The 13606-nt window shown below is 69.6% G+C and carries 14 protein-coding genes; 6 read left to right on the forward strand and 8 right to left on the reverse strand.

Features of this window, described 5'->3' with window-relative positions; genetic code table 11:
- Positions 1-73 precede the first annotated feature (73 nt).
- From ASE76_RS06100 to ASE76_RS06115, 4 genes are all read left to right on the forward strand, one after another.
- Entirely contained in the window at positions 74-2716 is a 2643-nt protein-coding gene (locus ASE76_RS06100) for an MFS transporter (RefSeq protein ID WP_168389225.1), read from the forward strand.
- A 24-nt stretch (positions 2717-2740) separates the two neighbouring features.
- Positions 2741-3844, forward strand: a complete 1104-nt coding sequence (locus tag ASE76_RS06105; protein WP_156362544.1) for an ABC transporter substrate-binding protein — start codon at positions 2741-2743, stop codon at positions 3842-3844.
- Between the two features lie 93 nt (positions 3845-3937).
- Positions 3938-4270, forward strand: coding sequence for an STAS domain-containing protein (locus ASE76_RS06110; protein WP_055836392.1), 333 nt, complete (start codon positions 3938-3940; stop codon positions 4268-4270).
- Positions 4271-4593: 323 nt separating this feature from the next.
- Entirely contained in the window at positions 4594-5106 is a 513-nt protein-coding gene (locus tag ASE76_RS06115; protein WP_055836394.1) for an HU family DNA-binding protein, read from the forward strand.
- Between the two features lie 71 nt (positions 5107-5177).
- On the opposite strand, the gene nhaR is transcribed toward ASE76_RS06115, so the two are convergent.
- Positions 5178-6074 carry a transcriptional activator NhaR gene (gene nhaR / locus ASE76_RS06120; protein WP_055836397.1) on the reverse strand — a complete coding sequence of 299 codons (897 nt, stop codon included), beginning with the start codon at positions 6072-6074 and terminating at the stop codon, positions 5178-5180.
- A gap of 161 nt (positions 6075-6235) precedes the next feature.
- Between nhaR and ASE76_RS06125 the strand changes: the two genes are divergently transcribed.
- Positions 6236-6931 (forward strand): Bax inhibitor-1/YccA family protein, encoded by a 696-nt coding sequence (locus ASE76_RS06125; protein WP_055836400.1) that lies wholly within the window; start codon positions 6236-6238, stop codon positions 6929-6931.
- On the forward strand, positions 6928-7899 hold the full coding sequence (locus ASE76_RS06130; protein WP_055836403.1) for a YcjF family protein: 972 nt from the start codon (positions 6928-6930) through the stop codon (positions 7897-7899). The genes ASE76_RS06125 and ASE76_RS06130 overlap by 4 nt, the downstream gene beginning before the upstream one ends.
- A gap of 91 nt (positions 7900-7990) precedes the next feature.
- Here ASE76_RS06130 and lysM read toward each other — a convergent pair whose 3' ends face one another.
- The 7 genes from lysM to ASE76_RS06165 all read right to left on the reverse strand — a co-directional run bounded on the left by lysM (position 7991) and on the right by ASE76_RS06165 (position 13521).
- A complete protein-coding gene (gene lysM, locus ASE76_RS06135) occupies positions 7991-8482 on the reverse strand; it encodes a peptidoglycan-binding protein LysM (RefSeq protein ID WP_055836405.1) in 492 nt (163 codons plus the stop codon).
- 97 nt (positions 8483-8579) lie between these two features.
- Complete coding sequence (locus tag ASE76_RS06140) at positions 8580-9656, reverse strand: serine/threonine protein kinase (protein WP_055836408.1); 1077 nt, start codon at positions 9654-9656, stop codon at positions 8580-8582.
- Positions 9657-9751: 95 nt separating this feature from the next.
- Positions 9752-10186 (reverse strand): organic hydroperoxide resistance protein, encoded by a 435-nt coding sequence (locus tag ASE76_RS06145; RefSeq protein ID WP_055836411.1) that lies wholly within the window; start codon positions 10184-10186, stop codon positions 9752-9754.
- A gap of 62 nt (positions 10187-10248) precedes the next feature.
- The gene (locus ASE76_RS06150) at positions 10249-10701 is read right to left on the reverse strand and encodes a MarR family winged helix-turn-helix transcriptional regulator (RefSeq protein WP_055836413.1); all 453 of its coding nucleotides are present in this window, start codon (positions 10699-10701) and stop codon (positions 10249-10251) included.
- Between the two features lie 125 nt (positions 10702-10826).
- On the reverse strand, positions 10827-11675 hold the full coding sequence (locus ASE76_RS06155) for a 3-hydroxybutyryl-CoA dehydrogenase (RefSeq protein ID WP_055836416.1): 849 nt from the start codon (positions 11673-11675) through the stop codon (positions 10827-10829).
- A gap of 55 nt (positions 11676-11730) precedes the next feature.
- The gene (locus tag ASE76_RS06160) at positions 11731-12561 is read right to left on the reverse strand and encodes an ABC transporter permease (RefSeq protein ID WP_055836419.1); all 831 of its coding nucleotides are present in this window, start codon (positions 12559-12561) and stop codon (positions 11731-11733) included.
- 21 nt (positions 12562-12582) lie between these two features.
- Positions 12583-13521 (reverse strand): ATP-binding cassette domain-containing protein, encoded by a 939-nt coding sequence (locus ASE76_RS06165; RefSeq protein ID WP_055836422.1) that lies wholly within the window; start codon positions 13519-13521, stop codon positions 12583-12585.
- Positions 13522-13606 lie beyond the last annotated feature (85 nt).

The following is a 13606-nucleotide window of genomic DNA, read 5'->3' on the forward strand; positions in this document are numbered from 1 at the left end:
TGCTGCGGGTTTTCCCTGGCGGCAGGCCGACGCCGCAGCGGACCGACGAAACACGATGTTACGGGAGTCCTGCATGGACGAGATGACAAATTCAATGCCGGCGTCGGAAACTGGCGTTCGGCACCGGCTGCGGCGCCAGTCGCTGCTGTTCGCGGGCCTGTTCTGCGCGGTGCTGTTCGGCCTGTCGCTGGTCCTGATCGCATGGCGGGTGGAACAGGTGCTGACCACGCTGTCGCAGGACCGTACCGACCGGGTCGTGCGGCAGCTGGCGGAAGAGGGCGAGAACGCGATGCGTCTGGGCCTCGCGACCGGCGACCTCGAGTTCCTGCACGAGCGGCTGGAGCGCCTGCGGCGGGAAGACGGCGCCGTCCGGGCGGTCTTCATCGATGCCCGCGACGGTGCGCCGGTGGCGCAGACCGGCGACGAAGGCCTGCGGCGCCTGGTGGACCGCCGGTGGAATACGCAACTGCTCGGCTCGGTCACCGGCGCGTCTTCGCGCCGTACCGGTACGCAGCCCATCGAAGTGCGCAACGTGCCGGGCCATGTCCTGACCGGCAGTGCGATGGTGGACCCCGCAGGCGTCCCGGCGGCGACGGTGTGGATCGTGTCCGATCCCGGCCTGCTGCGTTCGCAGGCGCGCGACGCGGCGCTGGACATCGTGGTCAAGGCGCTGCCGCTGGTGGCGCTCACGCTGGGCGTCTTCTACCTGGTCCTGTACGGCTGGGGATGGCAGACCGTCACCCTGCTGCAGCGCGGCACCGGTGCCCAGGCCGACGCGCGCCTGCCCGCGCGGGGGATCCTGCTCGTCCTGCTGGTCGCGCTGCTGGCGGCACCGCTCGGCATGATCTGGATCGCGCGGGAATCCGCACGCCCCTTCGTCACCAACCAGATCGAGGCCAATGCCAGCGCGGTCGCGACCACCGCGGCCGGGCAGATCGACCGCGCCCTGCGCGCCGGCGTTCCGCTGCAGTCCCTGGCCGGGCTCGATGCGCTGTTCCGCGAGCGTCTGGCCGCGGCGCCGGAGCTGACCTGGCTGGCCTTGCGCGCGCCGGACGGCGGCGAGTTGGCCCGCATCGGATTGGGCGAAGTGCCGGACGCGGCCCGGCCGTTGCCCGAGCGCTCCGCACCGGTGGCGGGAAGCGGCGCGCGGGTCGTGGCGGCCTATCCGGCCGACTACGTGGACCGCGCGCTCGGGGCGATGCTGGTGGACCTGGTGCTGGCGCTGGTGATCAGCGCGGTCCTGGTGCGCGAGCTCACGCGCGGTCTGTGGCGGCGTTCCCTGCTGCATCCGCTGCTCGACTACCGTCTGGCCCGTGTGTGGCGACGGATCGACCGGCTGCGGCCGCGCGGCGGCGCATCGCATGTGGCCGCGGCAGAAAGCACCAGCCTGGCGGAAGCCGCGGCGCGCTGCCGTGCTGCACTGGGCGCCACCGGCGACACCGTCCCCGCCGGGTCCGCTTCCGATGCCGACGGCGCCGCCGCATTCGGCCCGCAGCTCACCCGGCTGCGCCTGGCGGTGTTCCTGATCGCGCTGTCCGACGAACTGCTGCGGCCGTTCTTCACCGTCTTCGCCAGCGAGATGCAGGCGCCCGGCGACTGGCTGTCGCCCGCCATGGTCGCCGGCCTGCCGGTCGCCGCCTTCATGGCGACGCTGGCCCTGGCCCAGCCCGCCGGCCCGGTGCTGGCCCGGCGCTTCGACCTGCGGCACGCGCTGATGCTGGGTGCGCTGGCCGGTGCTGCGGCGCTGGTGTGCACCGCCTTCACCCGCGAGGTGGGCGTGCTGGTGCTGTTGCGCGCGGTCAGCGGCGTCGCCTACGGCCTTGGCCTGATCCTGGTGCAGACGGCCATCGTGCGCTGTACGCCGGCCGGGCAGCGGGCGCGCAACCTGGCCGAGGTGGCGGCCGCCATCGTCGCCGCGGGCATCGTGGGCCCCCCGTTCGGCGGTATGGTGGCCGGGCGGGTGGGCGATGCCTACGCGATGCTGGCCTGCGCACTCTGCATGGGCTGCGCCTTCCTGGCGGTGCTGCGGCTGCGGCTGCCGCGCCCGGCTGGCGCCGGCACCCGCGCGACGACGGCCACGGCCGGCGGCTGGCGCGGCTACGCGGCCGTGTTCCGCAACCCGCGCGCGATGTGCGTGATCATGGGCTCGGCCGTGCCGGCGCGGCTGGTGGCGGTGACGGTGCTGGTCGTGGTCGTGCCGCTCTACATGCGCGAGATCGAGCAGCCGGCGGCCACCGCGGGCCGCGTCATGCTGCTGTATTTCCTGTGCTTCGCCGCCACGGCGTCGCTCATGGCGCACTGGTCCGACGCGCTCGGCCAGCGCAAGCCCTTCATCGTGGCGGGCTGCCTGCTCGCCGCCGCCGCCTGCCTGCTGCTGCCGACGATCGGCGGCATCGCCGGCATGGCCGCCTGCTGCGCCCTGCTGGGCGTCGGCCAGGCGACGCAGTCGTCGCCGCAGATCGCCCTGGTCACCGAGGTGTTCGAGGAATCCGCCACCGGCCCCGGCAGCGCGACGCCCGAGCAGGCGCTGGCCGCCTTCCGGTTGATCGAGCGGATCGGCAGCATCGCCGCGCCGTTCGCGACCGCGCTCGCGATCGCCTTGCTGGGCCTGTCGGGCGCGGTGGCCGCGGTCGGGGTCCTGCTGGCGGTGGCCGCCGCCGGCGTTTGGCTGGGCCTGCGCGCCGGGCCCGCGGCACCGGCCCTGCGCACCCGCTGAAACCGCCGTTTGAGGAATTCGACCATGCAACTATCGTCCGTCTCCCTTCGCCTCGCCCGTGTCGGCCAGGCCGCCGCGGTGTCCCTGGCCTTCGCGTGCGCAGGCCTGCCGGCCGCCTTCGCCCAGACCGCCGCGCCCGATCCCGGCGCCAGCCTGGCCGCCGCGCAGGCCGCGGGCACCGTCACCGTCGCGATGGTGCTGCCGCGCGACGAGCAGAACATCGAGGCGGGCTTCAAGAGCTACCTGCAGCGCAGTGGCCTGTCGGTGCGCTACGTGCCGATCCGCGCCACCGGCCGTGCCGAAGACGCGGCCGCGCTGCGCAAGCAGGTGCGCGACGCCAAGCCCCAGCTGATCTACGTCTGGGGCACCCCCACGGCGCTGGCCCTCGCGGGCAAGGCCGAGTCGCCGCCGGCCGATGCGATCCGCGACATCCCCATCGTCTTCACCGAGGTCACCGACCCGGTGGGCGCCGGCCTGCTGCGCACCCTCGACAAGCACGGCGGCAACGTGACCGGCGTGAGCCACGTGGCGCCGGTGCCGGTGCAGCTCAACGCGATCCGGGCATACCGTCCGTTCACCCGGCTCGGCTACCTGCACAACCCGGCCGAGCCCAATTCGGCCCTGGTGCGCGAGCGGCTGCGGGAGCTGGCCAAGGCGCAGGATTTCGAACTGGTCAACGCCGACATCCCGCTCGCCGCCAACGGCCAGCCCGACGCCGAGGCGCTGCCGGGCTTGATCCGCGGCATCGCGGAGCGCAAGGCCGATTTCCTCTACATCGGCCCCAGCACCTTCCTCGCCTTCACCCACCGCGATCTCGTCACCCAGGCGGCGCTCGACGCTCGGCTGCCCACCTTCTGCGCGACCGAGAGCATCGTGCGCCAGGCGCGCTGCATGTTCGGCCTGTTCTCCAACGGCGCCAACATCGGCCGCTTCGCCGCGGCCAAGGCGCTGCAGATCCTGGTGGAGCACAAGCCGGTCGAGCAGGTGCCGGCGTCGACGCTGCAGCGTTTCTCCTTGCTGGTCAACATGAACACCGCCCAGCAACTCGACCTGTACCCGCCGCTGCTGCTGCTCAACGTGGCCGAGGTGATCGGCGTGCCCGCCACTGCCGCGGTGACGGCGAAGTAGAGCATCGCGCCCGGCGGTGCCCATGCAGAGCCAACCTTACAATCCCGCGCGGCGGTGCATCCCGACGCGCCGCAACCCCGAAAGACCCGCGCCATGAATCTCGAATTGGAAACCCGCAACGACGTTCTGATCCTGCGACTGACCGGCCGGCTCGACAGCAGCAGTTCGCCCGAACTGGAGCGCATGGTCAACGAGCAGCTGGGTGCCGGCACCCAGCGCCTGGTGTTCGACTTCTCCGCCCTCGACTACATCAGCTCCGCCGGACTGCGGGTGATCCTGCTGGCAGGCAAGAAGCTGCGGGCCAGCAAGGGCAAGCTGGTGCTCGTCGGCCTGCGCGACATGGTGCGCGAGGTGTTCGAGATGAGCGGCTTCCTCACCCTGTTCGCCGTGGCCGATACGGTCGACGAGGGACTGGCGAAGGTGTGACGGGCGACCGAACGGATTCGGCATCGAACGGGCCTGCAGCCGGCGTCCTGTGCCGACATGGCGCTATATAATTAATAGCAGACTCGGCGGCGGAATCTCCCGTGTCGAGCCGCTTCGGTCTTTCGCCTGGGCCATGAATCCGTCAGACGGCAGGTCGTTCGACCACCACTGCCGTGCCGCGCATTCGATGGTTCGCATGCATCGCGCGGCCGGCATCCCGGCCCCGCGGTAAAGGGCCGACACAGGCCCCGCATCGGCGCACTTTTAAAATGCAGCTGGAGCCGCCCTGCGGCACCTCCTTTCACCACAACGATAGAGTAAACATGGCAACTGCAAAAAAGACGACTCCCGCAACCTCGGCCCGCGCCAAGACCTCGGCTGCTGCCGCGCCCGCCAAGAAGGCCGCCGCACCGGCGAAGAAGGCCGCTGCAGCGCCTGCTGCCGCCAAGAAGGCCACGGCCAAGGCTCCGGCCGCGCGCAAGGCCGCTGCGCCTGCGGCCGCGAAGGCACCGGTGGCGATCAAGCCGGTCAAGGAAGTCTTCACCAAGAGCGCGCTCGCGCTGCACCTGGCCGAGCAGTCGGGCGTCGAGGCCAAGGCGGTCAAGGCCGTGATGGCGGCGCTGGAGTCGGCGATCCTGGGCTCGGTGCACAAGCGCGGCCAGGGCGAGTTCACCCTGCCGGGCCTGCTGAAGATCGGCGTGCAGAAGGTCGACGCCAAGAAGAAGCGTTTCGGCAAGGACCCGTTCTCCGGCGAAGAGCGCTGGTTCCCGGCCAAGCCCGCATCGGTGCGCATCAAGGCACGTGCCTTGAAGAAGCTGAAGGACGCGGCGCTCTGATCCCGCTGCGCTGAGTCTTCACCCCGAACGCCGTGCCTGCGACTGTCGCAGGCACGGCGTTCGCGTTTTCGTCAGCGGCGCAGGAACTTGCCGCGCGCGGCCTGGGTGATCGCCACCACGCACGGATGGGTGATGCGCCGCTCGACCGAGATCGCGAAGAACTCCTCCTGCAACTCCTGGGTGCGGCCGACCACCTCCACGCCGTACTGCGCGCAGGTTTCCTCTTCCAGCACCGTCGGCGTCATGAACACGCCGCGGCCTTCGCCGCCGAAGGCTTTCAGCAGGGCCGCGTCGTCGAACTCGCCGATCAGCCGGGGCCGCAGGCCGTGCTCGGCCAGCCACAGGTCGAGCCGCTGGCGCACCGCCGACGATGCGCCCTGGATCAGCATCGGCGCGTCGTCCAGGCACTGCGGGAACACGCCGCGTAGCGTGCGCCTCAGCGGCTTGGCCGCGAAGAAGCTCATGGTGGTGGTGCCCAGCGTGTGGTTGAAGGCCTTGACGCTGGTCTGCCTGCCCATCGCCTCGTCGGCGATCACCAAGTCGATCTTCTGCACCGAGAGCTGGCCGAGCAGGTCGCGGAAGTGTCCCTCGTGGCAGATCAGCCGCACCGGCTGGCCGATGCCCAGTGCCGGCTCCAGCAGCTTGTAGGCGATCGATTTCGGCACCGCGTCGGCGATGCCCACCCGGAAGTCCAGGCCCCGTTGCGGATCGCCGCGGGATCCCAGGGCCGTCTCCAGCTCGGCGCCCAGCGCGAAGATACGGTCGGCATAGCTCAGGGCGGTGTGGCCCTGCGGCGTCAGCTCCACGCCGCGGCCGCTCTTCTGGAACAGCGCGCAGCCCAGCCGGTCTTCCAGCAGCTTGATCTGGCCCGACAGCGTCTGCGGCGTGACGTGCAGTTGCTCGCTGGCGCGCACGATGCCGCCGGCCTTGGCCGCGGCCCAGAAGTAATGCAGGTGCTTGAAGTTCATGCGGTTTCTGTCGGACGGTAGGCCGCAATAGTACGGATAAACCGATGGGAGGGTGTCGAAAATTCGACTTTTACCGAAGTCTCCGCAGGGCTACAGTGGTGACAAGCCGCGATCCCCTCCGGGTGCGACCCGCGGCGCTCACCACCCACCAAGGAATCGTCATGAACCAGAATTTTCCGGTCTACGGCACACCGCAGTCGACCGATTCGACCACCGTGCAGCGCAACCAGGTGCTGCGCAACACCTACTGGCTGCTCGCCCTGTCGATGCTGCCCACCGTACTGGGCGCCTGGATCGGCGTCGAGACGGGCATCGCCCGCGCGATGTCGCCCGGCGTCGGGATGGTGGTGTTTCTGGCCGGTGCGTTTGGCTTCATGTTCGCGATCGAGAAGACCAAGAACTCGGCCGCCGGCGTGCCGGTGCTGCTGGCCTTCACCTTCTTCATGGGCGTGATGCTGTCGCGCATGGTCGGCACCGTGCTGGGCCTGGCCAACGGCGCAGGCCTGGTGATGACGGCCTTCGCCGGCACCGGCGCGATCTTCCTCGGCATGGCGACGCTGTCGTCGGTGATCAAGCGCGACCTGTCCTCGATGGGCAAGTGGCTCTTCATCGGCGCGATCATGCTGCTGGTGGCGGGCATCGCCAACTTCTTCCTGCAGTCGAGCGCGCTGATGATCACGCTGGCGGTGCTGGCGATCGGCATCTTCTCGGCCTTCATCCTGTACGACCTGAAGCGCGTGCAGGACGGCCACGAGACCAACTACATCACCGCGACCCTCGGCGTGTACCTGAGCCTCTACAACGTGTTCCAGTCGCTCCTGATGCTGCTCGGCATCGGCGGAGGCCGCGAAGAATGAGCCTCGCACCGCAGGACACCCGGAGCATCGTGACGATCAGCCTGCTGGCGGCCTTCGCCGACGGCGGCAAGCACGAGCGGGAGCGCGAGGAGATCAAGCGCATCGCCGAGGGCCTCTCGGCCGCCGACGGCATCCACCTGCCGACGCTCTACCAGGACGTGCTGATGAAGCGCGTGGCCCTGGCCGACGTGGCCGGCCGGCTGCAGAGCCAGGAGGCCAGGCAGCTGGCCTACGAGATGGCCGTCTGCGTCTGCGATGCCGACGGCACCCAGTCGGCGGCCGAAGTCGCCTTCCTCGGCACGCTGCGGCAGACGCTCGGCCTGGATGCGGAAACCGCCGGCCGCTTCGACGCCGACGCGCAGGCCCTGGCCGCGGTGCCGCTGGCGCCGGCGGCCTCTGCTGCCGGTGCTGCGGCCGCCAGTGCCGCCACGCCGATCACCACCATCCCGGCCGACGGCGCGGAGCTCGACAAGTCGATCCTCAACGCCGCCATCCTCAACGGCGCGCTGGAACTGCTGCCCGAGACGCTCTCGACCATGGCCATCATCCCGCTGCAGATGAAGCTGGTCTACCGCATCGGCCAGGCCCACGGCTACCAGCTCGACAGCGGCCATGTGAAGGATTTCCTGGCGACGGTGGGCGTGGGGCTCACCTCCCAGTACCTGGAGCAGGCCGGCCGCAAGCTGCTGGGCGGGCTGCTCGGCAAGGTGGGCGGCGGGCTGCTGCGCGGCGTGGGCAACCAGGCCGTCAGCTCGGGCATGAGCTTCGCCAGCACCTATGCGCTGGGGCATGTGGCCAAGCGCTACTACGCCGGCGGCCGGACGCTGTCGACGCAGATGCTGAAGGACGCCTACGCCAGCGTCACCCAGGAAGCGCAGGGCCTGCAGACCCGCTACCTGCCGCAAATCCAGGAGCGTGCCCGCACGCTGGATGCCGGCAAGGTGCTGTCGATGGTGCGCGCGGCCTAGTCGTCAGCGCCCAAGCAAAAGGCCGCCGGGGCATGCCCCGGCGGCCTTTTGCTTGGCGCGAAGGCTGCGGCCCTTCGGAGGGCCGCCGGCCTCACAGCGCCGGAATCCGCAGCTTCTGGCCGGGATAGATCTTGTCCGGGTCGCTCAGCATCGGCTTGTTGGCCTCGAAGATCTTCGGGTACTTGTTGGCGTCGCCGTAGTACTTCTTGGCGATGGCCGACAGGGTGTCGCCCTTGACCACGTCGTGGTACTGCGAGTCGGGCGCGGCGGCGGCCACGGTGAGCTGGTTGTCCACCTGGGTGACGCTGCTGACGTTGCCGGCGGCCAGGGCGGCCTTCTCGCTGGCCTCCTGCGTCGGGGCCTGGCCGGCCAGGGTGACCTTGGTTGCGGCGCCGTCGTAGGTGACCGTCAGGCCGGTGATGCCCAGCTTCTGCGTCTCGATGTACGTCTTGATCGCGGCGCCGGCCTTGGCGTTGAGGTCGTCGGTCGAAGGGGCGGCCGTGGTGGTGGCGGCCGGCGTCGCCGCGTTGGCGTGGCCGAAGAGCTTTTCGCCTGCGTCCTTGATGAAGCTGATGAGACCCATGTGTTTTTCCTTCTGTGCGGTGGTGGTTGCGGAAGCGGACCAATCTAGCCCCGCCGGCGGGCCGACCTGTCAGCGGTTGTCACCCGCGGGAGCAGGATCAGACGGACAGCGGGTCTTCCGCCATCGCCTCCACCTGCTCCTCCAGCATCCGCACTTGGCCGCGCCAGTAGTCGCTGCTGCCGAACCAGGGGAAGTTGATCGCGAAGATCGGGTCGTCCCAGCGGCGGGCCAGCCAGGCGCTGTAGTGCAGCAGGCGCAGGGTGCGCAGCGGCTCGATCAGCGCCAGCTCGCGGCGGTCGAAGCGGCGCACCTCCTCGTAGCCGTCGACCAGGGCCGACAGCTGCCGGGTGCGCTGGCCGCGGTCGCCCGACAGCAGCATCCACAGGTCCTGCACCGCCGGCCCGGTCCTGGCGTCGTCCAGGTCGACGAAGTGCGGCCCGCCGCCGGCCTGGTCCGACGGGGTCCAGAGGATGTTGCCCGGGTGGCAGTCGCCGTGCAGCCGGATCGCGGCCATCGGCAGCGGGCCCTCCGGCGGTCCGTCCGAGTAGGCGTCTTCTTCATCGTCGGAAGTGGCCGGGGCCAGCGCGGATAGCCGGCTGCTAGCTATTGAATTTATAGCAATCTCGACCGCGCGGTCCCAATCGCCCCGTACGTCCAGCGGAATGAAATCGTGCGATTGCAGCCAGGCCCGGGGTTCGGTCGCGAAGGTTTGCAGGTCGAGCGCCGGCCGGTGGACGAAGGGCCGCGCCGAGCCGACGGTGTGCAGCCGGGCGATGAACCGGCCGATCCACTCCAGCACGTCGAAATCGTCCAGCTCCGGCGGCCGGCCGCCGCGGTTGGGGCTGACGCTGAAGACGAAGCCCGCATGGTGGTGGAGGGTGGTGCCGGCGGCCACCAGCGGCGCCACCACCGGCACCTCGGCCGCCACCAGTTCGGCGGCGAAGGCATGCTCTTCGGCGATCTGCGCATCGCTCCAGCGGCCGGGCCGGTAGAACTTGGCGACGACCAGGCTGCCGTCTTCCAGACGCACCTGGTAGACCCGGTTCTCGTAGGAGGAGAGGGCGGTCAGCCGGCCGTCGCCGTAGAAGCCGACCGAGGCCAGGGCATCGAGCACCACGTCGGGCTGCAGGGTTTCGAAGGGGTGTCGGGCGCTGTCGGGAGTGTCTGCTTGCATGCGTGCATTGTGCGCATGCAAAAAAGCCGGCACGGGGCCGGCTTCGTTAGGGGGGCGCCTGGAAGCGCCTGCCGGACGGGCCCGGCGCAGGTGCGTCAGGCGACGACCAGTTCCACTTCGACGTTGTCGCGGGTGGCGTTGGAGTACGGGCACACGTGGTGGGCCGCGTCGACGACCTTCTTCTTCTGCTCGGCGTCGAGGCCGGGCAGGTTGATCTCGAGCTTGACCGCGATGCCGTAGGCATTGTTCTCGATCGGGCCGAAGGAGACGCTCGCGTCGACCGACACATCGTCCGGCACCTTCACGCCGACCTTGCCACCGACGGCCTTCATCGCGCCGATGAAGCAGGCCGAGTAGCCGGCCGCGAACAGTTGCTCGGGGTTGGTGCCCGCGCCGCCCGCGCCGCCCATGGCCTTCGGCGTCGACAGGGTCACGCTGAGTGCGCCGTCGTCGGACTTGCTGGTGCCTTCGCGGCCGCCGGTGGTGTGGGCGTGGGCGGTGTAGACGACTTTTTCGAGCTTCTTGACCATGGTGATTCCTTCGGTTTGGATGAGGGGGAGAGAGAGAAAGAAAAAAGTGCGCGTCAGGCGCGTCAGGCCGCCGACCGGATCCGGTCGCGCAGCGTCTGCAGTTGTCCGGTCAGTTCGGCGATCTCGGGCAGAGAGCACTGGCTGGCCTGGAGCAGGCAGGCGGGGATGCCGGCGGCGCGCGCCTTCAGGCGGCGGCCGGCAGCGGTGAGGGTGATGTGGACACGGCGCTCGTCGGTCACGTCGCGCAGCCGGGCCAGCAGGCCGGCGGCTTCCATGCGCTTCAGCAGCGGAGTGAGCGTGCCCGAGTCGAGCGACAGCCGCGCGCCCAGCTCGGACACCGTCTGGCCGTCCTGCTCCCACAGCACCATCATCGTGAGGTACTGGGGGTAGGTCAGGCCGAGCTTGTCGAGCTGGGGCTTGTAGAGCTTGGTGATGGCCAGCGACGCCGAGTACAGGGCGAAGCACAGCTGGTGGTCCAGCTGCAGCATCTTGTCGGGGGAAAGCGTCGTAGGCATGGCTGCAATGTAGCGTTCTATATAATTGTGTGCAACTGAATCACGAAAGACCCTTCCGGCACCGGGTGCGAGCAGGGCGCCGGTCGGCGCGCCTTGGTTCCGCATCCGCCCGATGCCCCTGCGCATCAGTACCAGTAGACGCCTTCGCCGGCCTTGCGGCCCAGGCGGCCGGCGGCCACCATTTCCTTCAGCAGCGGGCAGGGGCGGTACTTGCTGTCGCCGAACTCGGCGAGGTAGACCTCCATCACCGCCAGGCAGACGTCGAGCCCGATCATGTCGGCCAGCGCCAGCGGGCCGATCGGCTGGTTGCATCCGAGCTTCATGCCGGCGTCGATGTCCTCCGGCGTGGCCAGGCCTTCGGCCAGCACGAAGAACGCCTCGTTGATCATCGGCACCAGGATGCGGTTGACCACGAAGCCCGGCGCGTTCTTGACGGTAATCGGGCTCTTGCCCAGCGTCTCGGCCAGGGTCTTGACCGCATCGTGGGTCGCGTCGCTGGTCTGCAGCCCGCGGATGATCTCCACCAGCGCCATCATCGGCACCGGGTTGAAGAAGTGCATGCCGATGAAGCGGTCGGCCCGGCCGGTGGCCGCGGCCAGCTTGGTGATCGAGATCGACGAGGTGTTCGACGCCACGATCACCTCGGGGGCCAGCAGCGCGTCGGCCTGCTTCAGGATCTTCAACTTCAGCTCGTAGTTCTCTGTCGCGGCCTCGATCACCAGCTGCGCGGCCTGCAGGTCCTCGTAGCGGGTCGAGGTGCGGATGCGGGCCAGCGCCGCGTCCTTGTCGGCAGCGGTGAGCTTCTCCTTCTTGATCAGCCGGTCCAGGCTGCCCGCCACGGTGGCCACGCCCTTCTGCACGGCGGCATCCGAGATGTCGACCATGACGACATCGACGCCCGCGACGGCGCAGGCCTGCGCGATGCCGTTGCCCATGGTGCCGGCGCCGATGATGCCTACGGTGGTGATCTGCATGGTGGAGAGGTCCTGTGTGTAGTTGCGAAGAATGCGAATCGTAAGGGTGCGGGCGCTAGCTGCGGAACCGCCGGCGCGTGAGCGCCAGCGCGATCCAGAAGGCACCGACGGCATAGGCAGCCAGCACGCCCAGGTGCAGCCACGCCGCATCGGGCCAGCGGTCCATGAAGAGCGGCCGCACCAGCGCCACCGCATGCGACAGCGGCAGCCACTGCGCCACCGCCTGCACCGCGCCGGGCAACTGTTCCAGCGGGAAGAACACGCCCGAGAGGAACATCATCGGCGTCATGAACAGGGTGAAGTAGTAGGTGAAGAAATCGTAGCCCTTGGCCAGCGCGTTGAAGATCAGCGCGATGCTGGAGAAGGTGATGCCGGTGGCGGCCAGCACCCACCAGGCCACGAGCAGCTTCGGGCTCAGGCTGATCTGCAGCACCACCATCACCAGCAGGATCGCGGTGACGGTGAAGATCGACTTGAAGCTGGCCCACAGCATCTCGGCCAGCACGATGTCGTCGAGGCCCACCGGCGCGTTCATGATGCCGTCCCAGGTGCGCTGGATCTGCATCCGCGAGAAGGCCGAATACAGCGCCTCGAACGAGGCCGCCTGCATCGCGCTCAGGCAGACCGAGCCGCTCGCCAGGAACAGGATGTAGGGCACCTGCGTGCCCTGCACGTTCACCTGCCCGATCAGCGCCCCCATGCCGTAGCCGAACGCCACCAGCCAGATCAGCGGCTCGGCGATGTTGCCGATCAGGCTGGGCAGCGCCAGCTTCTTCCACACCAGGAAGTTGCGCAGGAACACCGGCCACCACCGCATCGACAGCCGCGGCGGCCCCCACAGCGACGGCGTGGCGGGGGGTGATGAAGCGAGGGTCTTGTCAGTCATGGTCGAGCGATGCGCGGAGCGTCATTCCCTAATTTGGCGGCCGGTGAGCTTGAGGAACAGATCCTCGAGGTTTGCCGGCCGGTGCAGCATGCGCTGCTGCGGATGGGCGGCCAGCGCGTTCAGCAGGGCGCGGGCGTCCTGCGTGTAGAAGAACACCGTCTCGCCGCTGACCTCGGTGCGGGCGGCCAGCTCGCGCAGCACCGGCTCTTCGGCCAGCGCCAGCGCGCCCTGGCCGTAGACCTCGACCACGTCGGGCTCCAGGTGTTCGGCGATCAGCGCGCGGGGCGTGCCCTCGGCGATCTTGCGCCCGTGGTCCAGCACCAGCAGGCGGTTGCAGAGGCGCTCGGCCTCGTCCATGAAGTGGGTGGTCAGCAGGATCGACTTGCCCTGCTGCAGCAGGGCCTGCAGCCGCTCCCACATCAGGTGGCGGGCCTGCGGGTCGAGGCCGGTGGTGGGCTCGTCGAGCAGCAGCAGGGCCGGATCGTTGACCAGCGCCCGGGCCAGGGACAGGCGCCGCTTCATGCCGCCCGACAGGTCGCCGGGCCTGGCGTCGGCCTTCTGGGCGAGGGCCGCGAAGTCGAGCAGCTGCGGCACCCGCGGGTCCATCGCGGCGCGGCCCAGGCCGAAGTAGCGGCCGTACACCCGCAGGTTCTCGGCGCAGGTGAAGTCCGGGTCGAGCGTGTCGAACTGGCTCACCACGCCCAGCCGCGCCTTGATCGCGCGGGCGTCGGCCGGCATCCGCAGGGCGGTGCCGTCCTCGCGCGGGAAGAAGTCGATGCGGCCGGTGTCGGGCGCGGTCAGGCCCAGCGCCATGCGGATGGTGGTGGTCTTGCCGGCGCCGTTGGGGCCGATCACGCCCAGGCATTCGCCGGGCGCGATGGCGAACGAGAGCTGGTCGACCACGGTGGTGTCGCCGTAGCGCTTGGTCAGCGCGTGGGCCTGGAACAGGGGCAGGGGCATGCGGCCATTGTGGCAAAGCGGCCGGCGCCCGGGTAACAGGGCGAGCCCGGCTTGGATTACAGTGCCCGGTTTCCACCCACCACGC

Origin of the sequence: Xylophilus sp. Leaf220, assembly GCF_001421705.1 — a bacterium.
GTDB lineage: Bacteria > Pseudomonadota > Gammaproteobacteria > Burkholderiales > Burkholderiaceae_C > Xylophilus.

Coding starts and splice junctions, on each gene's coding strand:
- ASE76_RS06155 (WP_055836416.1), bottom strand. CDS start 11,675: ATGCAGATCACCACCGTAGGCATCATCGGCGCCGGCACCATGGGCAAC.
- ASE76_RS06160 (WP_055836419.1), bottom strand. CDS start 12,561: ATGACTGACAAGACCCTCGCTTCATCACCCCCCGCCACGCCGTCGCTG.
- nhaR (WP_055836397.1), bottom strand. CDS start 6,074: ATGAACTTCAAGCACCTGCATTACTTCTGGGCCGCGGCCAAGGCCGGC.
- lysM (WP_055836405.1), bottom strand. CDS start 8,482: ATGGGTCTCATCAGCTTCATCAAGGACGCAGGCGAAAAGCTCTTCGGC.
- ASE76_RS06145 (WP_055836411.1), bottom strand. CDS start 10,186: ATGGTCAAGAAGCTCGAAAAAGTCGTCTACACCGCCCACGCCCACACC.
- ASE76_RS06165 (WP_055836422.1), bottom strand. CDS start 13,521: ATGCCCCTGCCCCTGTTCCAGGCCCACGCGCTGACCAAGCGCTACGGC.
- ASE76_RS06105 (WP_156362544.1), top strand. CDS start 2,741: ATGCAACTATCGTCCGTCTCCCTTCGCCTCGCCCGTGTCGGCCAGGCC.
- ASE76_RS06100 (WP_168389225.1), top strand. CDS start 74: ATGGACGAGATGACAAATTCAATGCCGGCGTCGGAAACTGGCGTTCGG.
- ASE76_RS06150 (WP_055836413.1), bottom strand. CDS start 10,701: ATGCCTACGACGCTTTCCCCCGACAAGATGCTGCAGCTGGACCACCAG.
- ASE76_RS06130 (WP_055836403.1), top strand. CDS start 6,928: ATGAGCCTCGCACCGCAGGACACCCGGAGCATCGTGACGATCAGCCTG.
- ASE76_RS06115 (WP_055836394.1), top strand. CDS start 4,594: ATGGCAACTGCAAAAAAGACGACTCCCGCAACCTCGGCCCGCGCCAAG.
- ASE76_RS06125 (WP_055836400.1), top strand. CDS start 6,236: ATGAACCAGAATTTTCCGGTCTACGGCACACCGCAGTCGACCGATTCG.
- ASE76_RS06140 (WP_055836408.1), bottom strand. CDS start 9,656: ATGCAAGCAGACACTCCCGACAGCGCCCGACACCCCTTCGAAACCCTG.
- ASE76_RS06110 (WP_055836392.1), top strand. CDS start 3,938: ATGAATCTCGAATTGGAAACCCGCAACGACGTTCTGATCCTGCGACTG.